The sequence below is a fragment of the Paraburkholderia aromaticivorans genome (assembly GCF_002278075.1).
GTDB classification, from domain to species: domain Bacteria; phylum Pseudomonadota; class Gammaproteobacteria; order Burkholderiales; family Burkholderiaceae; genus Paraburkholderia; species Paraburkholderia aromaticivorans.
The window spans coordinates 4,206,561-4,232,175 of sequence record NZ_CP022989.1 but is presented as its reverse complement, the minus strand read 5'-3'; the positions used below and the strand labels follow the sequence as shown (position 1 = coordinate 4,232,175).

Sequence of the window (25,615 nt, the reverse complement as noted above, 5' to 3'; positions counted from 1 at the left end):
GCGGTTTTGGCCTGAAAACTCCGGAAGGGTGGAGTTACAATGTCGCCCATGTCAGATCCCCGCTTCGTTCATCTTCGCGTTCACTCCGAATTCTCGATTGCCGATGGCATCGTGCGCCTTGACGACGTCGTCAAGGCGGCTGCCAAAGACGGCCAGGGCGCGCTCGCCCTGACCGATCTCGGCAACGCATTCGGCCTCGTCCGTTTCTACAAGGAAGCCCGTGGCAAAGGGGTCAAACCCATTGCCGGCTGCGACGTCTGGATCACCAATCCGGACGACCGCGACAAGCCTTCCCGTTTGTTGCTGCTGGTCAAAGACCGGCGCGGCTACCTGAACCTGTGCGAGCTGCTCAGCAAGGCGTCGCTCACGAACCAGTATCGTGGGCGCGCGGAAGTCGAGGCCGGCTGGCTCGAATCCGGCCTGGGCGAAGGGCTGCTCGCGTTGTCCGGCGCGCAGCAGGGCGATGTCGGCCTCGCGCTCGCGGCAGGTAACGAAGAAGCCGCGAGGCGCAACGCGCTCCATTGGGCAAAGGTGTTCCCGGGCGGCTTTTATATCGAGTTGCAGCGCTGCGGTCAGCCGGGCGGCGAGCATTATGTGCAGCAGGCGGTCGCACTCGCGGCGTCGCTGAAATTGCCGGTGGTCGCCACGCATCCCATGCAGTTCATGACGCCGGACGACTTCACCGCGCACGAAGCGCGCGTTTGTATTTCCGAAGGCGACATCCTGGCCAATCCGCGCCGCGCGAAGCGCTTCACGTCGGAGCAGTACTTCCGCACGCAGGAAGAGATGGCCGCGCTGTTCGCGGACATTCCGTCGGCGCTCGCCAACTCGGTCGAAATCGCCAAGCGTTGCAACCTCACGCTCGAACTCGGCAAGCCCAAGCTGCCGCTGTTCCCCACTCCCGACGGCATGTCGCTCGACGACTACCTCGTGCAGCTGTCGAAAGAGGGCCTCGAAAAGCGTCTCGAACAGCTGTATCCGGACGAGGCTGAGCGCGCAACGCAGCGCGCGACGTACTACGAGCGCCTCGAATTCGAGTGCGGCACGATCATCAAGATGGGCTTTCCCGGCTACTTCCTGATCGTGGCGGACTTCATCAACTGGGCGAAGAACAACGGCGTGCCGGTCGGGCCGGGCCGGGGCTCGGGCGCCGGTTCGCTGGTCGCGTACGCGCTCGGCGTGACCGACCTCGATCCGCTGCGCTACAACCTGCTGTTCGAACGTTTTCTGAATCCGGAGCGGGTGTCCATGCCCGACTTCGACATCGACTTCTGCCAGCACGGCCGCGATCGCGTGATCCAGTACGTGAAGGAAAAGTACGGCGCGGACGCCGTGTCGCAGATCGCCACGTTCGGCACGATGGCGGCGAAGGCGGCGGTGCGCGACATCGGCCGCGTGCTCGATCTGGGCTACATGTTCACGGACGGCATCGCCAAGCTGATTCCGTTCAAGCCGGGCAAGCACGTCACCATCGCGGACGCGATGAAGGAAGAGCCGCTTTTGCAGGAGCGCTTCGACAACGAAGACGAAGTGCATCAGCTGCTCGAACTCGCGCAGCGCGTGGAAGGGCTCACGCGTAACGTCGGCATGCACGCGGGCGGTGTGCTGATCGCGCCGGGCAAGCTGACCGATTTCTGCCCGCTGTACACGCAGGGCGACGAAAGCGGCGTGGTGAGCCAGTACGACAAGGACGACGTCGAAGCCGTCGGCCTCGTGAAGTTCGACTTTTTGGGTCTGACCACGCTGACGATTCTCGACTGGGCCGAGCGCTATATCCGGCGCCTCGATCCGTCGAAGCAGGACTGGTCGCTCGCGCAGGTGCCGCTCGACGACCCGGCGTCGTTCTCCATTCTGAAGAAAGCGAATACGGTCGCGGTGTTCCAGCTGGAAAGCCGCGGCATGCAGGGCATGCTGAAAGACGCGCAGCCTGACCGCTTCGAGGACATCATCGCGCTGGTCGCGTTGTACCGTCCGGGCCCGATGGACCTGATTCCGAGCTTCTGCGCGCGTAAGCACGGCCGCGAAGTGGTGGAATATCCGGATCCGCGTGTCGAATCTGTTCTGAAAGAGACCTACGGCATCATGGTCTACCAGGAGCAGGTGATGCAGATGGCGCAGATCATCGGCGGCTATTCGCTGGGCGGCGCCGACTTGCTGCGTCGCGCGATGGGTAAGAAGAAGGCCGAGGAAATGGCCGAACATCGCGAGTTGTTCCGCCAGGGCGCCGCGAAGAACGGTCTGACCGCTGAGAAGGCCGACGAAATCTTCGACTTGATGGAGAAGTTCGCGGGCTACGGCTTCAACAAGTCGCACGCGGCCGCGTATGCGCTGCTGGCGTACTACACCGCGTGGCTGAAGGCGCACCATCCGGCGGAATTCATGGCGGCGAATATGTCGCTTGCCATGGACGACACGGACAAGGTCAAGATCCTGTTCGAAGACTGTCTCGCGAACAAGATGGCGGTGCTGCCGCCGGACGTCAATCTGTCCGCGTACCGCTTCGAGCCGGTTGCCGAGCCTGACGGCAAGCGTTCGAAAACCATCCGCTACGGCCTCGGTGCAATCAAGGGCAGCGGCCAGAACGCGATCGAAGAAATCCTGCGCGCGCGTGAAGAAGGTCCGTTCATCGACATCTTCGATTTCTGCAACCGGGTCGACCGCCGCATCGTCAATCGCCGCACGGTCGAAGCGTTGATCCGCGCCGGCGCCTTCGACACCTTGCATGCGAATCGCGCGCAACTGATCGCGTCCGTTTCGCTCGCCATGGAAGCCGCCGAGCAGGCAAGCGCCAACGCGTTGCAGGCAGGCCTGTTCGACATGGGCGACGCGCCGTCGCAAGGTCACGAGCTGGTCGACGAGCCGGAGTGGCCGGAAAAAAAGAAGCTGCAGGAAGAGAAGGCCGCGCTCGGCTTCTATCTGTCGGGCCATCTGTTCGACGCCTACAAGAACGAAGTGCGCCGCTTCGTGCGCCAGAAGATCGGCGAGCTGAAGGAGGGGCGCGACAAGCTGGTCGCCGGTGTGATCGCCTCGCTGCGCACGCAGATGACCCAGCGCGGCAAGATGCTGATCGCGCTGCTCGACGACGGCACCGGCCAATGCGAAGTCACGGTTTTCAACGAGACGTTCGAGGCGCACAAGCAACTGTTCAAAGAAGACGAACTGCTGGTCGTGCAGGGTCAGGCGCGTAACGACGCGTTTACGGGCGGCATCCGTTTTACCGTCGACACGGTCATGGATCTGGGCCGCGCGCGCTGCCGTTATGCGGAGGCCGTGAAGGTGCAGATGAACGGCAATGCGGACGCGCTGGCATTGCGCCGTGTGCTCGAAGCGCATAGCGCGGGCAAGGACGAACCTCAGGCGGCCGCGGCGCCGGCGGCTTCATCGCGTGGCGGAAACGGCGGCGGCAACGGCGGTGGCCGCAATGGCGGCGGCTACGGCGGCGGTGGGCAGCGCCAGGCGGTGCAGATCCCGAACGGGCTGGCCGTGCAGGTGGTCTATCGCAGCCAGAACGCGGAAGGTGAAATGCGTCTGGGCGACGCATGGCGCGTGAAACCGACCGACGAACTGCTCGCGGCATTGCGTGGCGAGTTCGCCGGGAGCTCGATCGAGATCGTTTATTGATGTCGGGTCTGCCCGCGCCGCTGGCGCGGGCAACGCAGATGGTGGCTGCCGGCGGCCAATCTCTACCGGCCCAAGCCCCAACCTCTACCGCCGCACTTTCTCCCCCAATCGCGCCAGCTTCAAAAACCGGTAATACACCGTCTCCGCATTGAACACCGCGATCATGAAACCGGCGCGGCCGTCCAGAAAACCACGGCGCAGCACATAGGTCCGCACGAACGCCCACGCGCCGCGGCCGAGCGCTTTGCCGAAGCTGCCGCGCTGACCGGCCGCGTAACGTTGGTGGGCGCCCGCCGTCGAATACGCGTCGAGCTTGCGCAACACGCCTTCGAAGTCCTCGTAGGAGTAGTGCATCAGCTTGCCGGTGAGACGCTGCGCCGGCGTGTCGAACACCAGCCGCTCGTGCACCAGGTCGTCGGAGAAACGGGCGGCGCCGCGTTTGAAGAGCCGCGGAATCCAGTCCGGATACCAGCCGCTGTGATGAATCCAGTGTCCGCAAAAACTCGACAACCGGTCTACCGCATAGACGTCGGCGGTGGGCGCGGCCAACGCGGCGCGGATCGCCGCGGCCAGTTCCGGGGAGACGATTTCGTCGGCGTCGAGCGAAAGAATCCAGCTGGTGCCGAGCGCTGCGACCGCGCGATTCTTTTGCGGGCCAAAGCCCGGCCAGTCGGTCTGTTCGATCACGCGAGCGCCGTGCGCGCGAGCGATGTCCGCGGTGCCGTCGGTGCTGCCGCCGTCGATCACGACGATCTGATCGGCGAAAGCCACGGCTTGCAGGCATTCAGCCAGCCGCGCCGCCGCGTTTTTGGTGATGATGGCGACGCCGAGGGTGGTTTCTTGCATACCTGAGTAGCGTGGAAGGCAAAATGACGGAACGCTTCGCGCAAGCCGGCGGCGCCGGGCGAGCTGCGCGCAGCGGGCTGCATGAGCGAGTTGCGGAAGGGAAGTATACACAGCCGGTCCCCAACCGCCGACGCCCATCGCCAACCGTTTACAATGGCTCTTTTTTGATATTCCGTACGGCAAGCATTCCGTTCGCCGCGCGGTTGCCGTCCCGCATTCTCAGAGGATTCCTTGAGCGCGAAGCCATCGTTAAGCAAACCCATCGGTTCAGGTGAGGCGTCATCGCCCGCCGTGGTCTTCAGCCGGCTATGGCCTTATATCAAGCCGCTGATCTGGGTTCTCCTCGGCGCAATCGTCGCGATGGCCGTCAGCGCCGCGACCGACGCGGCGATCCCCGCGCTGCTCAAGCCTCTGCTGGACAAGGGTTTCGGCGCGCATGCCAACGATAAAACCAAGTGGTTCGTTCCGGCCGCGGTGATCGGCCTTGCGCTGGTTCGCAGCCTCTCGCAATACGCGTCCGGGTATCTGCTTGCCTACGTGACGAACAAGATCCTGCTCGATCTGCGACTGAAGATGTTCAGCCGCATGATTCACACGAGCGTCGCGTTCTTCCAGCGCGAAACCGCGAGCACGGTGATCAACGCGATCGTCTTCGAGGTGAACCAGATTCTCAACGTGCTGCTGAGTGTGCTGGTCACGCTGGTGCGCGATTCGCTGACGGTGGTGTTCCTGCTCGGCTATCTGTTCTATCTCAACTGGCGTTTGACGCTGATCGTCGCCGTGCTGCTGCCGGCGATCGGCTGGCTGGTCGGCAAGATCAACCGCCGGCTGCGCCGTCTGAACCGCGAGCATCAGTTGCTGACCAACGAACTGTCGTACATCGTCGAAGAGTCGGTGGGCGGCTACAAGGTCGTCAAGGTGCACAACGGCGAGCAGTACGAGATGGAACGCTTCGAGTCGATGAGCAAGCGTCTGCGTGGCTATGCCATGCGCATGACCGTGTCCGGCGGACTCGCGCAGCCGTTGACGCAGTTCCTCGCGTCGATCGCGCTCGCCGTCGTGATTACGATCGCGGTGGTGCAGTCGTCGTCGGATCAGACCACGGTGGGCGGTTTCGTCGCCTTCGTCACGTCGATGCTGCTCATCATCTCGCCGCTCAAGCATCTGATGGACGTGAATCAGCCGCTGCAGCGCGGCATGACGGCGTGCGAGCTGATCTTCGGCCTGATCGACGAGCCGTCCGAACCCGAAGGCGGCGGCAAGCCGCTCGCGCGCGCGCGCGGCGAAGTGGAATTCCGCGACGTCTCGTTCAACTACAGCGCCAACGCCACGCACAACCGCCACACGCTCGACAAGGTGTCGTTCAGGGCGGCGCCGGGTGAAATGGTCGCCCTCGCGGGCCCGTCGGGCAGCGGCAAGACCACGCTGGTGAATCTGCTGCCGCGCTTTTTCGATCCGACCGGCGGCCAGATTCTGGTCGACGGCGTGGCGATCCCCGAATACGACCTGCACGCGCTGCGCAGCCAGATCGCGATGGTGAGCCAGGACGTGGTGCTGTTCAACGACACGGTCGCCAACAATGTCGCCTATGGGCAGACCGCCGACCCCGACAAGGTCAGGGCGGCACTGCGCGCGGCCAACCTGTGGGACACCGTCGAGGCCATGCCGAAGGGCATCGAAACGCTGGTCGGCGACAACGGCATGATGCTCTCGGGCGGCCAGCGGCAGCGTCTCGCGATCGCGCGCGCGATCTACAAGGACGCACCGATCCTGATCCTCGACGAAGCAACGTCGGCGCTGGACTCGGAGTCCGAGCGCCACGTGCAGGCCGCGCTGGAGACCTTGATGAAGGGCCGCACGACGCTGGTCATCGCGCACCGCCTGTCGACCATCGAGCGCGCCAACCGGATCCTCGTGATGGAAGCGGGGCGCATCGTCGAGAGCGGCAGCCATCGTGAACTGCTGGCGCAAGACGGCTTGTACGCGCATCTGCACCGCATCCAGTTCCAGCAGAGCGCGGCGTAGAGCGCACGACACGTCAACGGGCCATTCGGGTCTCCGTTCGCGCGGTCCGCCATCTCCGGAGCGCGCATGACTTCCCCCTAATATTTGACGAGGCGCTGGCGCGCGCTGTCTGAATGAAGAAACTTGGACTCTCCAGCAACGCCTTGCAGCACAGCGGCGGTCTTGAGCGCTACGCAATGGACCTGGTGCGCGGCCTCGCCGCGCGCGGCGTCGAGCCGGCTTTCTTCGCGCGTCGTTTCGATGCGTCGCTGCCGGAATACAGGATGGTCGAGCCGCACCGTATCAATGTCTCGTTTTTGCCGGGCAAGTTGCGCGATCGCTGGTTTTCATGGCGGCTGCGCGGCGCACGTCGTGCGGCGCAGGTCGATGTGCTGATCGGCTGTAATCGCGTCGACTCGTCGGATGTGGCGATCTGCGGCGGCACGCATCTCGGTTTCCTGCGGGCGACGGGGCGCGCGCAGAAGCGTTCGGACCGCTGGCAGATTGCGCTGGAGCGCCGCCAGTACGAGCGGGCGAAGGTGGTGGTCGCGCATTCGCACCTGATGCACGACGAGCTGCGCGAACTGTACGGTGTGGACGAGGCGAAGATCCGCGTGTTGTATCCCCCCGTGGACGGCACCCGTTTCGCGCCGACCGATGCCGCAACGCGCGCCGCCTTGCGTCGCAAGTACGGTTTCGCCGACGACGAGATCGTCCTGCTGTTCCCGTCCAGCAGCCATGAGCGCAAGGGTTTGCCGCTCATCGAGGCCGCGCTCGGCGACACGGCGCTGCCCGTGGTGGTGGCCGTGGCCGGGCGGCCGCCCGCGCGCACGTCCGGGCGGCTGCGTTATATCGGCTATGTGAAAGAGCTCGCGCAGTGTTACCAGGCCGCGGACTTCACGATCCTCGCATCCACGTATGAGCCGTTCGGGCTGGTCGGCATCGAGTCGGTGATGTGCGGCACGCCGGTCATTTTCCCGTCGACCATTGGTTGCTGCGACGCGATCGCCCCGCACGCGAAGTTCGTGTTCAGGCCGGCCGATCTGGCCGATCTGCGGGCGACGCTCGCGCGGGCGGTGCGGGAGCATCGCGCCGGCCCGCGTCGCCCGCCGGCGGAACTGGCCCGCGACGCGGTGCTTTACGACCCGGGCGTGGCCGCACACGTGGAGGCTCTGCTGAGGTTGGCGACGCAACTCGACGCCGCGCGCTAGGGAGCGCCGCGCCCTTGTCGCAGAAGGAGCGGGCGGCTTTCCTGGCACGGTTTCGCGCCCTTGAGCGGCAGGGCCGCATGTTATAATTTTCAGCTATCAACGCTCGAACTCCATTCGAGCCGAACACCCCATTCATTTCACGAGCTTTCCATGCCGGCCACCACAGGCGGCGGGTCAGAGGCGCCGCGTCCCGAGCCGCGCCAGCCCGCCGCGACGGGGCCGTAGCCGTTGCACTGGAGGCCTTCGGGAAGAATACCGCTGGAGATTGTGCATGGCGAACGCGACCTCGCGCCGGGTATCGGCGTACAGCAAGATCGCGGCGGGAACCAACGCGCCGATGAGCCTATGAGTCGGCTTGCCGGGCGTCTTCGTATTTTCGCGCGGGCCATTCCGCGACTGTTGATCAAGCCATTTCGCCGCGAGCCGCGGCAAACGCGTCGTATTCTGGTTGCGCACCATTTGCTGCTTGGCGACACGCTGCTGCTCACGCCGCTGCTCGCCAAGTTGCGCGCGCAATATCCGCAAGCGCAGATCGTTCTCACCTGTCCGAAGGCGATCGTGCCGCTGTATGCCGGTCGACCTTTCGACGTCACGGTCTTGCCGTTCGATCCGCGCGATGCGAAGTCGGTGCGGGACGTTTTGCTTTCCGGACCTTACGACCTCGGCATGGTGCTCGGCGACAATCGTCACACGTGGCTCGCGTTAGGCGCGGGCTGCCGCTGGATCGTCGGCCACGCGGGCGATGAACCGGCCTGGAAGAACTGGCCGCTCAACCGCAGCGCGCCGTATCCCGCCGCGCCTGCCGCCTGGGCCGACCTCGCCGCGGAACTGGTCGAGGGACCGCCGCCGCGGGCGTACCGGCCGGCCGACTGGCCCGCGCCGCGCCATGCGGCACTGCCCGAATCTTCGCAACTGGCGAAACCTTACGTCGTGCTTCATCCGGGCGCGAGCACCAGCGTCAAGCGCTGGCCCGATGCGCGCTGGCGCGAACTCTCGCAACGCGTCGAAGCGCTCGGCTATCTACCGGTGTGGACCGGCGGGCCAGGCGAAGCCGAGCTGATCCGCTCGATCGACCCGGACCCTCATCATCCCAACCTGGCGGCGCGGCTCGGCCTCGGCGAGTTGTGGCATCTGTTCGCCGGCGCTCAAGCCGTGGTTTGTCCCGATACCGGTGTCGCGCATCTGGGGCGTCTGATTGGGGTGCCCACGCTCGCGCTGTTTGGGCCGGGCAATGCTTTGATCCATGGCGCGGGGCGCTATTGGCGCGAGGTGCCGTTCGTGCCCGTGACGATCGCGGAGATGCCCTGCCGCGATCAGCCGTTTATTTTCCGCCGCAAGGTAGCATGGGTGCGGCGCTGTGATCGCAACGAGACGACCTGCGTTGCCTGGCGCGGCGACCATGCCGATTGTATGGGCCGGCTGTCGGTCGAGTCGGTGTACAACGCATTGCAAAATGTTCTGGTGAAAGTGTAATGACTCACACGGCTGCGCGAGTGGAGCGCGTGTTATGGGTTGCCTGTCCTGTCATTCTGTTCGTGGTGATGTTCGGCCACATGACGGCGCTCGTCTTCAATGCGCTCGCACTGATGGCGCTCGGCGTGGCGGCGGCCGCCTGCTCGGCGAACCGGCCGTCGCTGTGGCAGTGGCCGCTGGTGCTGCCCATCGCGGGTTGGGCCGGCTGGAGCCTCGCCTCGGTCGCGTGGTCCATGTATCCGATGGTCAGCCTGCACGCGTGGTGCGACGAGGTGCTCTATCCGCTGGTGTCGTTCTGGGGCTTCTGGCTGTTCGGCATCCAGTTGCGGCGGCCGGCGCCCGTGGTGCTCGTCAACTGGGTCGCCTGCGTGGCGCTCGCGGCGATCAGCGCGCTCTACTGGGGGCATCTGCAGCCGCCCACCGCCAATACCTTCCCGCTGCATTTCTATAACCGTGTCGGTCACACCAGCACGCTCGCGGTGTTTGCCATGCCGCTGTTCGCGGGCTTTCTGCTGCGGCCGCGTTGGCGCGTGATCGGCGCGAGCGGCATCGCGCTGTGCCTGTTCATCGGACTGGCGACCCTCAACCGGTTCTTCTGGCCGGCGGCCGCCGTCACGCTTCTGATCGCGCTGTTCCCGCTCTACCGTCGGCGCCTGTTGCTGGCGGTGCTGGTCGTTGCCCTGGTCGGCGCGGCCGGCGTCGGCACACTCGAGTTCAGCTCGCGTTTGCGCACGGCCGGCACCGCGCCCGCCGCCACGCAGCCGCGCGATGTCGCGATCGACGGCCATCAGGTCTACGTGCCGGGGTCGCTATCGGCGATCGGCGACACGGTATCGGCTGACACGCGTCCGAAGCTGTGGGCGTTCTATGTCAGCGAAGCCGAACGCCACGCGTGGGTCGGGGTGGGCTTCGGCAAGCCGTTGCCAGGTATCGTCTATCGCGGCGAAATGCCGCCCAGTTTGCTGGCGGTCGAACCGCAGGCGCTGACGCACGCGCACAACCTGTTCATCAACACGTGGTTGCAGACGGGCTTCGTCGGCGTCGCGCTGCAGATCCTGTTGCTGCTGTGCCTCGTCGCGCGCTTCTGGCGGCTGCGGCGGGCCGAGCCCTGGCTGTGCGCGGCGGGCGTCGCGCTGGTGGCCGGCATGATCGCGAAAAATACCACCGATGATTTCATGTGGCAGACCACCATGCTCGCGTTCTGGGCTTTTGCGGGTCTGCTGCTGGGTTGCGCGGAGCAAGTCGGTGCTTCCGGCGGAATGTCGTTCGAAACCGTAGGCGGCAAAACCACGGCAGTGCGCAGTGAACGGCGGCGCGAAGCGCCAACGGCAGAGCTGGGCGAATAATCAAGGTGACCAACGCAAACCCGCACGCTACTGAAGCCGACCGCACGCCGTTGCGTATCCTGTTTCACATCAACGATTTCGGTAAAGGCGGCACCGAGACCGCGCTTCTGTCGTGGCTCAAGACGCTCGACCGGCGGCTGTTCGCGCCGAGCCTCTCGGTCGCCTATCCAACCGACGACCTGTCGTTCTGGCGCGCGCAGTCGATTCCCGACGACGTGCCCGTCCATGTGCTCGCCTCGTCGAAATGGATGTACGCGCTTCATCAGGCGGCTCGCCGCCGCAAGCTGGGCACGGGCGCGAAGCTGCTGCACAAGCTGCTGACCTACGGCGCGATCAGGCCGTTGGCCGCGTTGCGCATGCGGCGTCTCGCGAAGCAGCACGATCTGATCTGCGATTTCGATTTCTCGCTGCGCCATGTCGCGGGAAGTTGCAACGTGCCGTGGTTCGGGGTGAGCCATTTCAGCCTGGCGGCGCGGCTCGGCAGCAAGAGCGAGCGCTACGTCGCCCGGCGGGTCAAGCATTATTCGCGTTATGCGGCGCTCGCCGTGCTGACCCCGGCCATGCTGCGCGAGGCGCAGGAACTCTTCTCGTCGACCGGACTGGATATCGTCGAACTGCCGAATGTGATCGACGTGGATGCACTAAGGCGCGCGGCGCGTGCGCCGATCGAGCGTCCGGCGGACTCGTTCATCGTGTCGGTGGCGCGTCTGGACGAAGGCCAGAAGGACCACAAGACGCTGCTGAGAGCCTATGCGCAGGTGCGCGAGCGCGGCCGTTGCAAGGCGGCGCTCGTCCTGATCGGCGAGGGGCGCGACCGGCGCGAACTCGAGCAACTCGCCGACGAACTGGGGATCGGCGCAGCGGTGCATTTTCTGGGTTTCTGCGCGAATCCATCGCCGTATATCCGGCAGGCGGAACTGCTGGTGTTGAGCAGCCGCTACGAGGGCTTCGGCATGGTGCTCGGCGAGGCCATGGCGCTCGGCACGCCGGTGCTGTCGGCGGATTGTCCGACCGGTCCGCGGGACTTGCTGGAAGGCGGCAAGGCCGGCCTGCTGGTGCCGGTCGGCGACGTGGATGCGATGGCGCGGGCGATCGAACGCCTGCTGACGGACACGGAATTGCGCCGCAGTCTGGTGCAAGCGGCGTTGCAGAAGGTCGAAACGTTCACGCCCGCCAGCGCCAACCGGCGCATGCTGGAACTGGCGCTGCGCCTTTCGGCGAATGAGCGCTTGCCGGCCGTGCAGCCGTTGCGCTGAACCCAGCGCCGCGCCTGCGCGCACCGGGGCGCTACAGTTTTCGGCGCAAGACCGCTCGCCAAACGCACGAACCTCGCGCCGAACCGCAAGCCGGATTCACACGCCGCCAGTCACCAGTGGCAGCACGGTCAGATCCGGATGCGTGCCATCCACGATGCTGCGCCCCACGTGCACGCCTTCATACAGCGCTTCGTCCTTGCTGGCGAAGCTCTCTTCGCCGTCGGCGTGAAACGGCACCGCATGGCCGGGGATGGCCGGGTCCGCGCCAGGATGGCAAACGTAGCCGACGTACGTATAGCGGTCCGCCGCGCGCGGCGCGTGCCCTTCGCTGGGTGGATTTTTCGGTAGAGGCGCTACGTGAATTTCGAAACCCTCGTACTCCACCATCTGCCAGGGTGCGGTTTCATCGGCCATGGCCGCCTCCGTCTAGTTCGTGCGCTTGTCAAAAAGTCTAGGTGATTTCAGGCCGGAACGCGTCCAGAACGGCTACGGCAAAACCATTACGGCTTGATGGCGCCCAACTGCTTGAGCAGCGTCAGATTGTCTTCGAGGTGCCAGTTTTCGACGATGCGGCCGTCCTTCACGCGATACAGGTCGAAGGCCTGGAAGTCGACCGTTTGACCGTTGCCTTTCAGGTTCTGGAACTGTCCCGTGAAGTGGCCGTGGAAATGCAGATGAACCGACGCGCGATCGCCGGCCACAACCAGATCGTCGATGTCCGCGCGCAGGTCGGGCACCGCCGCGCGAAATCCCTTCGACGCCTGCAGCGGACCGTCCGGGCCTTGCGGGCGTCCGTCCGGCAGGGTGCGGTCCACGAAGGCCGGCGACAGCGCGAGTTTCGCGTAGACCTCATCGCCGGTGTTCCAGAAGGCCGCGTAGCGGCGCGCGGTTCGCACGATCGCGGCGCTTTGTGCCAGGTTCGATGCAACGGCGAGATGGTGCGGCACGGGCAGGTCGGCGTCGCTTGCGGCGTGGGCGCTCAGTGCGCCCGCGAGGTTCGCGGCGAGCAGCACATGACGGGCGATTCGGGATATCGGTGAGGTGGACATGGTGCGCTCCAGAGAGAGTTGAAGTGGATGAAGCGCATTCTCTGGTCAATAGTCGTGTTTGATAATTGGCCTGTCATTTAAAGGATTGTCTATCCATTTTTGAAAATTCCCGCGGTTGCGTGAAGGTTCGGGTCGAGCAAACGCATCCGTCCCGCCGGTCGCGCGATCTCCGTGGTCGGATAGAATGGTGCGCTTTGCCCGTACACGACTCTGCCCATGTGGTTCAAAAACCTTCAGCTTCACCGTCTTCCCGCTCCGTGGTCCGTCACCCCGGAACAGATGCAGAAGTGGCTCGCGCCGCATGCGTTCGCACCCGGCAACAGCGTCGAGATGCAAAGCCACGGCTGGGCCTCGCCGCGCGACAACGATGCGCTGGTGTATTCGCTCAATGGCCAGATGCTGCTGGTGTTTCGCGCCGAAAAGAAACTGTTGCCGGCTTCGGTCGTCACGCAAGTGACCAGGGCGCGCGCGCTCGAACTCGAGGAACAGCAAGGCTTCAAACCGGGCCGCAAGCAGATGCGCGAACTCAAGGAGCAGGTCACGGACGAACTGCTGCCGCGCGCCTTCAGCATTCGCCGCGACACGCGCGTGTGGATCGATTGCAAGAACGGCTGGCTCGTGATCGACGCGGCCTCGCAGGCGGTTGCCGATGAAGTGCGCGGCCTGCTGGTGAAATCGATCGATCAATTGCCGCTCGGCACGGTGCGCGTCACGCACTCGCCGGTCGCGGCCATGACCGAATGGCTGCTTGCCGGCGAGGGTCCTGCGGCCTTCACGCTCGACCAGGACACCGAGCTGCGTTCGCCCACGGAAGGCAACGCGACCGTGCGCTACGTGGGACATACTTTGGATGCCGAAGATATGCGCCGTCATATCGAAGCCGGCAAGCAATGCATGCGCCTTGCGATGACCTGGAACGACCGCGTGTCGTTCGTGTTGACGCCGTCGCTCACGATCAAGCGCATTGCGCCGCTCGACGTGCTGAAGGAAGCGAGCGATCCCACCGCGCAGAACGACGACGAACGCTTCGATTCCGACTTCACGCTGATGACCGCCGAACTCGACCGCATGCTGTGCGATCTGCTCGACGCGTTGGGCGGCGAGCAGGGCGAAGCGATCCCGCAGGCCGCGGCGGCGTAAGAGACTTCATTGGGTGGTCCGCGGCGTGTCTGAACAGGACGCGCCGCATGCGCATGCACGCCGCCATCGTGCCGAAGCGTTGCGCGCCCGCTCCGTGAATGTGTATAAGATGGCGATCGGCGGCACGCGTCAGTCACGGAGGGCTTGCGATGGTTCGTCTGGTCATGATTCTGCTGGGGGTCGATTACCTGCGCACGCGCTGGCGGTCGTTGCGGCTCGTCGGGTGCGTCAGCCTGCTGCTCGGCATCTTCGTATTCATCGACGCGCTCGACAGCGCGCTCTATTTTCCCATCACACCGTTCGCGTTCCTCCTGCTGCTGGAGGGGCTCGCCACGCTGGCCGTCGCCTGGACCGGCATGGGCGGGCAACGCACGCTGCGCTACGTGAAAGGCATTGCCTTCGCCACCGCGGCCGCGCTGATTCTCATCGGCCACGAGCACGGCAACTTCATTCTGTCGATGATCTTCGGCACGCTCTTTTTCGCCGACGGCCTGCTGCAGATCGTCTCGGCCAAAGTGGTCCGCTATCGCACCTGGCGGCTCGCGATGATCGGCGGCGCGGTCGAAATCGCGCTGGCGATTTTCTTCTATCAGCCCTATCCGACGCACTACGTCGGCACGGTGCCGTACTGTCTCGGACTCGGCCTGATCTTTGGCGGCTGGAACATGATCCTGCTGAGCACACGGGTGCGCCGGCTCGCCTCGAACCCGGCGGTCGCCGCGAACGGTGGGCTTGCCGCGAACGCCTCCCCGGCGGATGCCGGCCTCGCCGCCGCGAGCGAGCTCGCGGCCAGCCGCGTGATCGCCCACGAATGGGACGGCCCGCCCGCCGCCGACGAAGCCGCCCTGACCGTGCACGTGTGGACGCCGGTCGGTTCGGCCAAAAGCGAAGCGCGGCGGCAGCCGATCGTGGATCGTTATATCGCGGCGGTGGATCGCAACGGTGTGATCTCGACCGGACATGCCGCGCTCGAATCGCCCGAGGGCATCTACATCAGCCTGTATCCGGGCGTCGAGATCGACCGCTCGCCCGACGATTTCGCGCGGCTTTTGCGCGCCACGCGTGAGAACGACGTGCCGGGGCTGTTCCAGCCCGATTACGCGACGGAGTCGAAAGCGTGGTGTCCTTCGACCGTGCAGGTGCGCATCCGCAATTACGATCCGGTCCGGCTGCGTCGCTTCTGGGACACGTATCGGCAGGACACGACGTACAACCTCACGCACCGCAACTGTTCGAGCAGTGTCTCGCGCGCACTGGAGGCGGCGATCGAAGGGGCATCGGCGCGCGTGTGGGGCGGTCTCGGCGGATGGCGGCCGTTTCTGCGCGTGATCACGACACCGGAGTTGTGGGTCGCCGCGCAGGTGCGCAAGCGAGCCGCCACCATGGCATGGACGCCCGGCCTCACGCTCGACTACGCGCGCGCCCTCAGCATGCTGGCGGACCCGCGGCCCTCGGGCTGGGTCAAGATGGCGCGCCTCGCGGTGCGCAGAATGGTTCGCTCGAGCCAGCAATGGCGCGAAGAGGCGCGTCACGCGCACGTTGCCGAGGACACCGCGCCTCGCACGGTGCGTGAATGAAGCGACAGTGAAGCGGCGCTGAAGCGCGATTGCGGCGCGCTCGGGGGCGAGCGCTGCACAACGTCAACCTCGCGGTAAAAATGGCAAAGGCATCAATGACTTGCAGTTTTTGCCGGATAGTTATGCACAGATTTGCGAACAGAATCTGTTGATAACTCCGGTTGCGCGACGCAGCCCCAAATGAGTGTTTTCAACCAATATGGCGGGTGTATGCTGACCCCGTCGGTCAGTTTGTCGATCAGACCACTCGACCACACCGGAACGCGGCCGTGGCTCTCTGAAGATCAAAACCGCGCGGCGCGCTCTTCGCCTGCTGCGGCTGTGGTTTTTTACAAGCGTGAACGCGATGGACAGGACGAGCCCAGCGGCATTCATCGGGTGGTCAGATGAATGAGCCGCAGCGATTCACGGTGCGCCACGTCAGTGTCTACCGTTACTCGGAACCCGTGCGCTTCGGCGAGCATCGCATGATGTTCCGTCCGCGTGCGAGCCATGACTTGCGCCTCGTTACCAACCAGTTGGTGATCACACCTACGCCGACGCGGCTGCATTGGCTGCACGACGTATTCGACAACTCGGTGGCGGTCGCGAGTTTCGCGGACAAGGCGCGCGAATTGCGCTTCGACAGCGAAGTGACGCTCGAGCACTTCGAAACGCCCATGCCCGATTACGCGCTCGAACCGTACGCGGTGAACTGGCCGTTCGCGTACACGAACGAGGAAGCGTCCGATCTCGTGAACGCACGCAGCCGCCCGTATCCGGACAGCGACGTGGACGAATGGGCGCGCCGTTTCGTGCCCACCGCGGCGGGCGCGACGAAGAGCGGCACGGCTGGCGCCGGCAGCACGATGACGCTGTTACGTGCCATGACGCTCGAAATCAAGAGCACGTTCCTTTACGTGCGCCGCACGGAAAAAGGCGTGAATCGCCCGGGTGACACCTTGCGCAGCCGCAGCGGCAGTTGCCGCGATTTCGCCGTGCTGATGATGGACGCGGTGCGCTCGCTGGGTCTCGCGGCGCGTTTCGTGAGCGGCTATCTGTTCGTGCCGGAGCACGACGCCACCCAGGGCGGCGGCGCGACGCACGCGTGGCTGCAGATCTATCTGCCGGGCGCCGGCTGGGTCGATTTCGATCCGACCAACAGTATTGTCGGCAACCGCCATCTGATTCGCGTGGCGGTGGCGTGGAACGCCTACCAGGCGCTGCCGTTATGGGGCACGTGGCACGGCGCGCCGCGTTCGTTCCGCGGCTTGCAGGTGGATGTGAGTGTGACGGAAGGCGCATGAGTGTGCAGCAAGGGCGAACAAGAGCACGTTGAGTGTTCCGCAGGCTCGAATCGAAACGTGTTCGCACGTCAACTGAATGTTTCAACTGGAAAAGGGCGCTGCGATGAAATTGCGCGTTGGGTACGAACTGGTCTATGAGTGTGTGCAACCGACGCCGATGCTGCTGATGTTGAACACCCACTATTCGCATGCGAAAGAAGTGCTGAATCCCGATCTGCTGATGGTCGATCCGGCGGTGCCGATCCGCCAGTATCGCGACAGCTTCGGCAACCTGTGCAGCCGGCTCGTGGCACCGCCGGGAAAAGTCTCGTTCTCGACGAGCGCGGTGCTGGAGGTGTCGTCCGAGCCGGAGACACGGCCGCCGTACACCGAGCAGCATCCGGTGGAAATGCTGCCTGACGATACGCTGGTGTTTCTGCTGGGCAGCCGCTATTGCGAAACCGATCTGCTCTCCGAATTCGCATGGCAGACCTTCGGCACGCTGCCGCTCGGCCGCGGGCGTGTGGATGCGATTTGCAACTACGTGCACAACCACATCGTGTTCGGCTACGACTTCGCGCGGCCGACCAAGACCGCGTGGCAAGCCTGGCAAGAGCGCAAGGGCGTGTGCCGGGACTTCGCGCATCTGGCCGTGGCGCTATGCCGGGCCATGAATATCCCGGCGCGTTATTGCACGGGCTATATCAGCGACGTCGGCCTGCCGCCGCCTTACGCCACGATGGATTTCGCCGCGTGGTTCGAGGCGTATATAGGCGGCTGCTGGCAGACCTTCGACCCGCGCAACAATGCGCCGCGCACGGGACGCGTGCTGATGGCGCGCGGGCGCGACGCGGCCGACGTGGCGATCAGCAATGCCTTCGGGCCGACGAAACTGCTGAAGTTCGAAGTGGTGTGCGAGCCGGTCTAGGCGCGTTGCGGATAAAGACCTCTCGGGCGTTCATACGGGGGCGCTCACGTGAGCCGGCGCGGCATCATTCCCCAAGCGCCAGCGCGCGCTTTCGGCGCGCCAGCGCCGCGCCGACCGACACCGCCGCGCCTATGCCGCCCATGGTCAGCGACAGCATCACGATCAGCGGGCCGGTTTGCGCCCGTGTCGAAAACACGCTCACCAGCAAGCCGGCGAGCGGTTGCGTCATGTTGTTCAGCAGGATCACCACGCCCGTCGTCTTGCCGTAGTCCTGTGGCGGAATGATTTGCTGCCGCGCGCCGCGGATGTACACGTTGAACATCTTGTCGAAGCCGACGATCAGCAGGAAGCCGAGCGCATAGCCCCACGGCGCCGCGCTTGCGCCGGCGATCACGCCGCCCGCGCAGATCGAAACGAAAGCGACGAGGCCCAAGGTCCGGGCCGTCCATGCGGCTCGTGCGATCGTCAACAGAATCAGCACGGTGGCCACGGCGCCGGCGGTTTGCAGCCCGGCATAGTAGTGATTCGATTGCGCATGAAAGCCGGTCACCATCGCGGCGGACGTGGCAAGCGTCACGCCGATCACCAGATTTTCGGCGGCGGCGAGCAGCACGATTTTCTTCAGGCCGGGCAGCACCAGCACATGACGCAACGCGATGCGCATGGGCCGCGTCCAGTGGCCGGCAGCGGCGGGCGGCGGCTCGGCGGCGCGGAAACCGCTCGTGCGTTGCCACAGCAGCAGCGCGCCATCGGCGAGCAGAAACAGCGCACCGGTCGCGCCGACTACCCACTCCCAACGCCATAAGCCGAGCAGCAGCGCGGCGAGCATCGGACCGAGCACGAAACCCAATTGATCGGCCAACTGCGAATAGGCGAGCACACGCTGAAACTGCTGCGTGCTGAAGATCTGCGGCAGCATGACTTCGCGCGCGACCAGCCCCTGGCTCGTCAACACGCCGCACACGGCCGAGAGCGCGATCAGCCAGCCGATGCCGCCGAACAGCGCGTAAGCCAGCACGCCGCCGAAACACGCCAGCGCGCGCACGGTCTGGCTGACGCGCATCAATCTGAGCGGCGAGACGCGGTCGCACAAGGCGCCGAAAAAAGGAAACACCAGATAGCGGGGCAAGGTTTCGATAAAGAACGCAAGCCCCGACCACGAAATCTGGTGCGTGGTCTGGAAGACGACGAGCGGCACGAGAAACAGCAGAACCTGATCGGCGAGACGCGCGACAAACAGCGAGCAGAAGAAAGCCTGATGGTTGACGCGCACCGTTCATGTCCCGCCGTTTATGGGTCGAGACCGATCCTATCAAAGATGGCGGTCTTGCGCCCCGGCTACGTTAGTGGCCGTGCAGCCATGGCAAATCTGCACCGGCCGCACGCTCCGTCACACGGCTAACCGCGATACGCCGCTTCGAGCGGCGCGATATCCAGCTTGACCATTTTCATCATGGCCGCCATTACACGGCTCGCCTTGACGGTGTCCGGGTCGCGCAGCATCTCGCCGAGCACGTCCGGCGCGATCTGCCACGAGACGCCGAACCGGTCCTGCAGCCAGCCGCATTGCCACGGCTTACCGCCGTCGCAGAGCTTCGTCCAGTAGTGGTCGATCTCCTGCTGCGACTTGCAGTGCACGAACAGCGAAATTGCCGGCGTGAAGGTGAACTGCGGACCGCCGTTCAGCGCCATGAACTCCTGGCCTTCGATCTCGAACGTGACGGCCAGCACGTCGCCTTTCGGGCCCGGACCGGCGTCCGTGTAATGCATCGTCGTGGCGATGCGGGAATCGGAAAACACGGACGTGTAGAAGCGTGCCGCTTCTTCCGCCTTGCCGTCGAACCACAGACACGGTGCGATCTTTTGCATGAGTTTGCTCCTCCTTCTCGCCGGACGGGCCGCCCGTTACTTCATGGCGGCCATGGCTTGCTGGATTTCTTGCGCGCTCAGATCGCGCTTGTGCGTGGCCAGCGACCAGCTATGGCCGAACGGGTCTTTCAACTGGCCGTAGCGGTCGCCCCAGAACATGTCGGTGACGGGCATCACGACGGTCGCGCCGGCCTCGACGGCCTGCTTGAAGCTGGCGTCGACATCTTCCACATAGTGGTGAATCGTGACCGGCGTGCCCTTCAGCGAATTCGGGCCGAATGACTGGTGTTCCGGCCATTCGTCGGTCAGCATCAGCATCGAATCGCCGATCTTCAGGGTGGCGTGCATGACCTTGCCGCCCGGGCCGGGCAGGCGCACCTGCTCGACGGCGTTGAAGGCCTTCGCGTAGAACGCGATGGCTTGCGCGGCGTTGGCGCAGATCAGATACGGGGTGAGCGAGTGCATCCCGTCGGGGATCGGTTTGACAGCGTTGCTCGACATGACGGCGACTCCTTGAAGTAACGGGTTCGTGAGTTGAAAGACCGACTGGGTGAGTCAGGCCTTCAACGTTGCGACGAGTTCGCCACTGTCGAATCGACACTCCGGAAAAAATATTTTCGACGCCGCGCTTGCGGCAGGCGCGCGGTCCTGATGTCAGCCTGCGGGATTGTCCTCTTCCTGCGGCGCGGCGGACGGCTCCGGGGTAGAGCCAGGCGAGCCCGGCGGCGCGCCGAGAATGCTGATCTGGAACGTCGGCGTGGCGGCGAGCGATTGCAGCGTGGCGTCTTCGGGAATGTGTTCGAAAAGCGGCAAAATCACCGAACCGCCGATCACCGCGCGCCGGCTATTGTCGGCGGGGCGCAAGCCCCACACGTCCTGATAGACGACCGGCACCGCGTTGCCGTTGCGGGTCGTGTTGCCGATATACAGCATGACATGGCCGCCGATGTAGATCAGCGTACGCAACGGCTCGCCGTGCTGCGCCAGATAGTCGAGCCGCTGCGCGGGCGTGGAGGACGACAGGTCGATCATGCGCCCGGCGCTCATTTGCGTGGACGAATGGCGCGGCAGCCAGACGCCGAACGCCGCGAAAATGCTCTGTAGTTCCGACGAACAGTCGTTGTAAAGGCCGCTATTGCCCCAGCCGTACGGCCGTCCGATCAGCGTCTTCATCAGCATCGCGAGATGGCGCGGGGTGGCGGCAAGCGGTATCGGCGCGATTTGCGCGTCGCTCAGGATCGCGGTGCGGATCAGCGCCTCGCCGTCCGCGTTGCGAGCCGGGACGAGCACCTGACGCGTCGGCGGGGTGCCGGCCGTGCCGCGGGTGCCGCTTGCGTTGGCTGATAGGCTCGCGTTGCCCGCCTCGCTGACGGCACGTTTTGCCGGCGCCGGCCGTGCGGCTTCGGCCGCGACGAGCGGCAGCAGCGTGCCGGCCGGTGCGTCGAAACGGAACACGCCGCGGCTGTCGCGCACTGCCGCCGACGCGACGATCACCGCGCCGAGCGATTTGCCTGTTGCGGCGCGCCATGTGTCGACGAAGCGGTCGTCGGCCATGCCGACGCCGTCGCTGCGCACCCAGCCCTGCACATCGGGCGTCTGCACATAGAGCCACGCGCCGTCGACTGTGCCGCCGAGCACGTAGAGCGGCGTGCCCGGCCGTACCGCCGAAATCTGCAGGTTGTCGAACGGATAGCCTTCGCCGGCCAGACGGTGGTCGTAGAACGACGGGTCGGTGGTCGGCAGTTCGCGCACCATCAGGTTGCCGGTGGCGATCGCGCGGCGCTCGGGCCGGTAAACGGGCGTCTGCCTGAATTGCGCGACATTCATGTTTTGCGCGATCGCTTCGATCCACGCCTTGTCGTGCGGCCGGAAGTTTTCGCCATAGCCGATGCCCGCGCCGCTCTTGCCGGTGTTGTCGAATTTGTCGAGACGCCGCTGCTGCAATGCGGCAATGTCCGCGCCTTGCTGGCGATAGACCCGCGTCGCCACAAAGCTGGCATTCCATGGCGAGGGCGCGGTGGCGGCGGTGCCGAAGTAGCGCGCGTAAAGAACCCGGAAATGCGCCTGCTGATCCGCGGGGCTCAGGAACGGCTGGTCGTAGCCCGGGCTGTCCGGTTCCAGCCAGTGATCGACGTTCTGGTCGTAGCCGGCGATCGGAAACAGCGTGACCGTGTCGAGCGGCGCGTGTGCGTCGCGCGTGGGCGACGGATTGCTGCAGGCGGCGACCGCCACGAGGGCGGCGCCCAGCACGGCGGCGCGGCAGGCATTCGGCCATGCGGCGGCGAGGCGGGATAGAGCGGCAGCAGGCATGAGATTGCGCGAAGAAGGTCGAGGGCACGATGATACGGTGTCGGCGCGTTCAGGCGCAGGTGGCGGGCGCCGCGTTAGGCCGGTCAAAGGCGACGCTCACGTGCTTTCATCAGGGTTCGCGTGGTCATGCGCGCCTGTGCGGTACCGCGCTTCACGCGCGGGCCGCCGCAACCGGCGAGCGTTCCGCTACACTCGCTGCCTACCCAAACGCTTCGCCTCGACAATGCTCATTGCGAGGCGGCATGCTCAGGAGATCAACATGCAAACCAGCGCACGCAACCAGTTTGCCGGCGAAGTCACCGGACTCATCCACGGCGCCGTGAACGACGAAGTCACGCTGCGCACCCAGGATGGTCTGGAAATCGTCTCGATCATCACGCACGGCAGCGCGAGTTCGCTCGGCCTCGCGGTGGGCAAGAAGGCGTTCGCGCTGGTCAAGGCATCCTCGGTGATCGTGATGGTCGACGTGACCAAAGACCAGGTGTCGGCGCGCAATTGCATCGCCGGTACGGTGTCGGCGGTCACGAAGGGCGCGGTGAATTCGGAGGTGACGATCGGCGCCGGCGGCGCGCGGATCGCGGCGATCATCACCAATGAGAGCGTCGATCGCCTCGGTCTCGCGAACGGCAAAGCGGCGACGGCGATTTTCAAGGCTTCGAGCGTGATCGTCGGCGTCGAGTGATGGTCGATTTTCAACGGATTCATCCCCGTCGGCTTCGGCGTTGAATGACAGCTGGCGGGTCTGACGGAACCGGCAGGAACGAGCCAGGGCGCGCGGCGCGGCGCCGATGCGCGGCGTGAACGAAACGACAGCTTGCTTTAAACTGCACGACTCGCTGTTTCTCTTTCCGCTTTCATCACGGACGCCGTCATGTTCGAAGTCTCCTCCGCCTCGCATTTGCCCAAAGCCGCGCACTACGAAGAACTGATCGGCCAGGCGCGCTCGCTGCTCGCCGGCGAAACCGACTGGATCGCCAACGCTGCGAATTTTTCCGCGTTCGTGTTCCACTCCCTGAGCGATCTGAACTGGGCCGGCTTCTATTTCCACGACGGTCGGGAACTGGTTGTCGGGCCGTTCCAGGGCAAGCCCGCGTGCGTGCGTATCGCGCTCGGCAAGGGCGTATGCGGCACGGCCGCGCAAACCCGTCAGACGCAGGTGGTGCGCGACGTGCATGAGTTTCCCGGGCATATCGCCTGCGATTCGGCCTCGCAATCGGAAATCGTCGTGCCGCTCGTCGCGCCGGACGGCACGCTGATCGGCGTGTGGGATGTCGACAGCCCGGTCGTCGCGCGCTTCGACGAAGAAGACGCGAAGGGCATGGAAGCGCTGTGCGCAGTGTTTATCGAGGCCGCGTTGCCGCGCGCCGCGTCGGCTTCCTGAGATTACCCGGTAGCGGTGCTGCGGCACCCCGTGCTTGTCAGTACACCGCGTAGGTGCAATTCAGCGGATGGGGCGGCGCACCGCATCCCGCTATCGTCCTCTGCGCGCGCTCGGGGGCTGCACCTGAATGCGACGAACCTCCACCGGGTTCTGCAGACATGCACGTGCTGCACGAGCGCGACTGCGCTGACGTTTCAACCTTCTTGCGCATTCCCCTCGCCACTGCAGTTCCGATTGCCACGGCTGCACGATGCGCGGCCGCCACTGGCGTGCGGTAGCGTTCGCCGCCGATGCGGCAACGATCGGGGATTACACCAAGGGAAACGATTGGCGCGAAGAATGCGAGTGCGCCGAGGTCGGGGCGCGCGCGAAAGCCGTTATCATACGCACGGTCGCCCGGGACGCCGGACCGGAGTGTCGGGGCTTGACTGTTTGCGCGCGCGTCAAAATCACGTTCGATCGCTTCCACTACTCAGGAATATCAAAAGGCTGGCGCGATGCAAGACCACCTCTACGCCGAATCGCGTACGCGCGACGCCGCGCTAGCCTCGGCGCCTTGCGGCATGTTCATCTGCACTGCGGACGGCACGTTCGATTCCGTCAACGCCGCTTTCGAAAAGCTAACAGGATTGACCGCGGAAGAACTGGTCGGCCGGCGCAACTTCGAGTCTTTGTTCGATCCGGCCGAATTCGCGAGGCGTCGCGCGGAACTGCCGCCGCTGGCAACGGTGACCTCGCGCTATGAAGGCGAATGGAGTTTCCTGCGGCGCAACGGCACACCGATTCGCGTGGTGCTGGCGTTGGCGCCGCTCGTCGCGGGGCCGGCCCATCCTGGTCCTGCCACCGGGCCGGCGCGCTACGTGGGCATCGCCATCGACATGACGCGTTACGCGCAATCGGAAGCGCGCCTGTGGTACGTCGCGCATCACGACGGCGTGACCCGATTGCCGAATCAAACGCTTTTCACCGAACGGCTGGAACTGACGATCGCGCGTTGCCAGCGCAGCGGCAGCGGTTTTACCGTGCTGATCGCCGAGCTCGATCATCTGCGCAAACTGCGCGATGCGCTCGGTTTGCACGCGGCCGAGCTCGTGCTGCAGATCGTCGGTGAACGCTTGCGCGGTCTCTTTCCCAACGACGGTACGATCGCCTCGATCGGCGGCACGCAGTTCGCCCTGCTGGTCAACGAAACCGGCGCGGCCGCCGATGCCTTCGCCGCCGAAGCGCTCGGCCGCATCGCCGAAGCGATCGATTACGCCGGCACCACGTTGAACATTACCGCGAGCATCGGCATCGTGGCTTATCCGGCCGACGGCGGCGACGCGCCTACGCTGATGCGCCGCGCGGGCGTGGCGTTGTCGGCGGCTTCGGCCGTGAACGGCAATGCGGTGCGACGCTTTTCCGCCGCGCTGGAAGGCCAGGCCGCGCGCCGCTTCGAACTCGAAACCATGCTGCGCGAAGCGATCGCGCGTCAGCAACTGCATCTGGTGTATCAACCCCAGGTGACGCTCTCCAACGGCCGCATCGCGCAAGTGGAAACGCTGCTGCGCTGGAATCATCCGCAGCGCGGCTTGATCAGCCCGGTCGAATTCGTGCCGGTCGCGGAGGAGGCGGGCTTGATCGAGCAGATCGGCGAATGGGTGATCCGGACCGCGTGCCGCGACGCCGGCAAATTGCTGCGGCTGACCGGCACGTTGCCGCGCTTCGCGGTGAATGTGTCGCCGCAGCAGTTCCAGCGGCAGAACCTGTTCCAGACGATCCGCGAAGCACTGGAAGATGCGGCGCTCGACCCTTCGTATCTTGAAGTGGAAATCACCGAGGGTGTGTTGCTCGGCGACACCGAGCAAGCTTTGCAGACGCTGTTTGCGTTGCGCGATCTGGGCGTGGAAGTGGCCGTGGACGACTTCGGCACGGGTTATTCGAGCCTTGCCTATCTGACGCGTTTTCCGCTGAATCGCCTGAAAATCGACCGCTCGTTTGTGATGCGCATGAGCACCGATCCGCAGTGCGCGGCGCTGGTCGGCGCCATCATCGCAATGGCGCATGCGCTCAAACTGCGCGTCACGGCCGAAGGCGTCGAAACGGCGGAGCAGGCCGCGCAACTCGAAGCGCTCGGTTGCGATGAAGCGCAAGGTTTCTGGTTCTCGCGTCCGATTACCGTGGCGGCGTTGCGTAATCTGCTCAGGCCGTTGGGCACGCACTGAAGCGCGGTCTTGCCGGCGGCTCGATGCCGCGCCGGCAAGCGCTGCCGATCGTTACCGATCGCCGCGGCATCGATCCGTTGCCCATCTTGTGCTTAGCCATCCGTAACAAATCGCATCAGGCACGCCTGTCTTCGT

General features: G+C 65.0%; 21 protein-coding genes. 14 read left to right on the top strand and 7 right to left on the bottom strand.

Annotated features, from left to right (window positions below):
• Positions 1-39: 39 nt before the first annotated feature.
• Positions 40-3,621 (top strand): DNA polymerase III subunit alpha, encoded by a 3,582-nt coding sequence (gene dnaE, locus CJU94_RS19065; protein ID WP_095420021.1) that lies wholly within the window; start codon positions 40-42, stop codon positions 3,619-3,621.
• A gap of 84 nt (positions 3,622-3,705) precedes the next feature.
• On the opposite strand, the gene CJU94_RS19060 is transcribed toward dnaE, so the two are convergent.
• On the bottom strand, positions 3,706-4,467 hold the full coding sequence (locus CJU94_RS19060) for a glycosyltransferase family 2 protein (protein ID WP_095420020.1): 762 nt from the start codon (positions 4,465-4,467) through the stop codon (positions 3,706-3,708).
• Between the two features lie 231 nt (positions 4,468-4,698).
• Here CJU94_RS19060 and msbA point away from each other — a divergent pair, with 231 nt between their 5' ends.
• The 5 genes from msbA (at position 4,699) to CJU94_RS19035 (ending at position 11,757) form a co-directional block, all read left to right on the top strand.
• Positions 4,699-6,492 carry a lipid A export permease/ATP-binding protein MsbA gene (gene msbA, locus CJU94_RS19055; RefSeq protein WP_095420019.1) on the top strand — a complete coding sequence of 598 codons (1,794 nt, stop codon included), beginning with the start codon at positions 4,699-4,701 and terminating at the stop codon, positions 6,490-6,492.
• Positions 6,493-6,605: 113 nt separating this feature from the next.
• Positions 6,606-7,682, top strand: a complete 1,077-nt coding sequence (locus CJU94_RS19050) for a glycosyltransferase family 4 protein (RefSeq protein WP_095420018.1) — start codon at positions 6,606-6,608, stop codon at positions 7,680-7,682.
• Between the two features lie 345 nt (positions 7,683-8,027).
• Positions 8,028-9,155, top strand: coding sequence for a glycosyltransferase family 9 protein (locus CJU94_RS19045; protein ID WP_095420436.1), 1,128 nt, complete (start codon positions 8,028-8,030; stop codon positions 9,153-9,155).
• Positions 9,155-10,501, top strand: coding sequence for an O-antigen ligase family protein (locus tag CJU94_RS19040; protein WP_095420017.1), 1,347 nt, complete (start codon positions 9,155-9,157; stop codon positions 10,499-10,501). The genes CJU94_RS19045 and CJU94_RS19040 overlap by 1 nt, the downstream gene beginning before the upstream one ends.
• Entirely contained in the window at positions 10,498-11,757 is a 1,260-nt protein-coding gene (locus CJU94_RS19035) for a glycosyltransferase (RefSeq protein WP_425272196.1), read from the top strand. Before CJU94_RS19040 ends, CJU94_RS19035 begins: the two co-directional genes overlap by 4 nt.
• Before the next feature lie 96 nt (positions 11,758-11,853).
• Here CJU94_RS19035 and CJU94_RS19030 read toward each other — a convergent pair whose 3' ends face one another.
• Together CJU94_RS19030 and CJU94_RS19025 are read right to left on the bottom strand one after the other, a co-directional pair.
• On the bottom strand, positions 11,854-12,171 hold the full coding sequence (locus tag CJU94_RS19030; RefSeq protein WP_095420015.1) for a hypothetical protein: 318 nt from the start codon (positions 12,169-12,171) through the stop codon (positions 11,854-11,856).
• An 86-nt stretch (positions 12,172-12,257) separates the two neighbouring features.
• A complete protein-coding gene (locus tag CJU94_RS19025) occupies positions 12,258-12,806 on the bottom strand; it encodes an ester cyclase (RefSeq protein ID WP_095420014.1) in 549 nt (182 codons plus the stop codon).
• A gap of 216 nt (positions 12,807-13,022) precedes the next feature.
• Between CJU94_RS19025 and CJU94_RS19020 the strand changes: the two genes are divergently transcribed.
• From CJU94_RS19020 to CJU94_RS19005, 5 genes are all read left to right on the top strand, one after another.
• Positions 13,023-13,946: a recombination-associated protein RdgC gene (locus CJU94_RS19020; protein WP_095420013.1), complete on the top strand. Its 924-nt coding sequence runs from the start codon at positions 13,023-13,025 to the stop codon at positions 13,944-13,946.
• Positions 13,947-14,095: 149 nt separating this feature from the next.
• On the top strand, positions 14,096-15,523 hold the full coding sequence (locus CJU94_RS19015) for an HdeD family acid-resistance protein (protein WP_095420012.1): 1,428 nt from the start codon (positions 14,096-14,098) through the stop codon (positions 15,521-15,523).
• A gap of 180 nt (positions 15,524-15,703) precedes the next feature.
• Positions 15,704-15,913, top strand: coding sequence for a hypothetical protein (locus CJU94_RS40935; RefSeq protein WP_157763772.1), 210 nt, complete (start codon positions 15,704-15,706; stop codon positions 15,911-15,913).
• Complete coding sequence (locus tag CJU94_RS19010) at positions 15,910-16,809, top strand: transglutaminase family protein (protein WP_095420011.1); 900 nt, start codon at positions 15,910-15,912, stop codon at positions 16,807-16,809. Before CJU94_RS40935 ends, CJU94_RS19010 begins: the two co-directional genes overlap by 4 nt.
• 103 nt (positions 16,810-16,912) lie before the next feature.
• Positions 16,913-17,716, top strand: a complete 804-nt coding sequence (locus CJU94_RS19005) for a transglutaminase-like domain-containing protein (RefSeq protein WP_095420435.1) — start codon at positions 16,913-16,915, stop codon at positions 17,714-17,716.
• A 64-nt stretch (positions 17,717-17,780) separates the two neighbouring features.
• Here the strand turns inward: CJU94_RS19005 and CJU94_RS19000 are convergent, their stop codons facing one another.
• From CJU94_RS19000 to CJU94_RS18985, 4 genes are all read right to left on the bottom strand, one after another.
• A complete protein-coding gene (locus CJU94_RS19000; RefSeq protein WP_095420010.1) occupies positions 17,781-18,989 on the bottom strand; it encodes an MFS transporter in 1,209 nt (402 codons plus the stop codon).
• Positions 18,990-19,114: 125 nt separating this feature from the next.
• A complete protein-coding gene (locus tag CJU94_RS18995) occupies positions 19,115-19,585 on the bottom strand; it encodes a VOC family protein (protein ID WP_095420009.1) in 471 nt (156 codons plus the stop codon).
• Between the two features lie 36 nt (positions 19,586-19,621).
• On the bottom strand, positions 19,622-20,086 hold the full coding sequence (locus CJU94_RS18990) for a VOC family protein (protein ID WP_095420008.1): 465 nt from the start codon (positions 20,084-20,086) through the stop codon (positions 19,622-19,624).
• A gap of 153 nt (positions 20,087-20,239) precedes the next feature.
• Positions 20,240-21,895 carry an SH3 domain-containing C40 family peptidase gene (locus CJU94_RS18985; protein WP_095420007.1) on the bottom strand — a complete coding sequence of 552 codons (1,656 nt, stop codon included), beginning with the start codon at positions 21,893-21,895 and terminating at the stop codon, positions 20,240-20,242.
• A gap of 259 nt (positions 21,896-22,154) precedes the next feature.
• Between CJU94_RS18985 and CJU94_RS18980 the strand changes: the two genes are divergently transcribed.
• From CJU94_RS18980 to CJU94_RS18970, 3 genes are all read left to right on the top strand, one after another.
• Positions 22,155-22,577 (top strand): TOBE domain-containing protein, encoded by a 423-nt coding sequence (locus CJU94_RS18980; protein WP_095420006.1) that lies wholly within the window; start codon positions 22,155-22,157, stop codon positions 22,575-22,577.
• 189 nt (positions 22,578-22,766) lie between these two features.
• Entirely contained in the window at positions 22,767-23,276 is a 510-nt protein-coding gene (locus CJU94_RS18975; RefSeq protein WP_095420005.1) for a GAF domain-containing protein, read from the top strand.
• Positions 23,277-23,773: 497 nt separating this feature from the next.
• Positions 23,774-25,480, top strand: a complete 1,707-nt coding sequence (locus CJU94_RS18970) for a putative bifunctional diguanylate cyclase/phosphodiesterase (protein ID WP_095420004.1) — start codon at positions 23,774-23,776, stop codon at positions 25,478-25,480.
• Positions 25,481-25,615 lie beyond the last annotated feature (135 nt).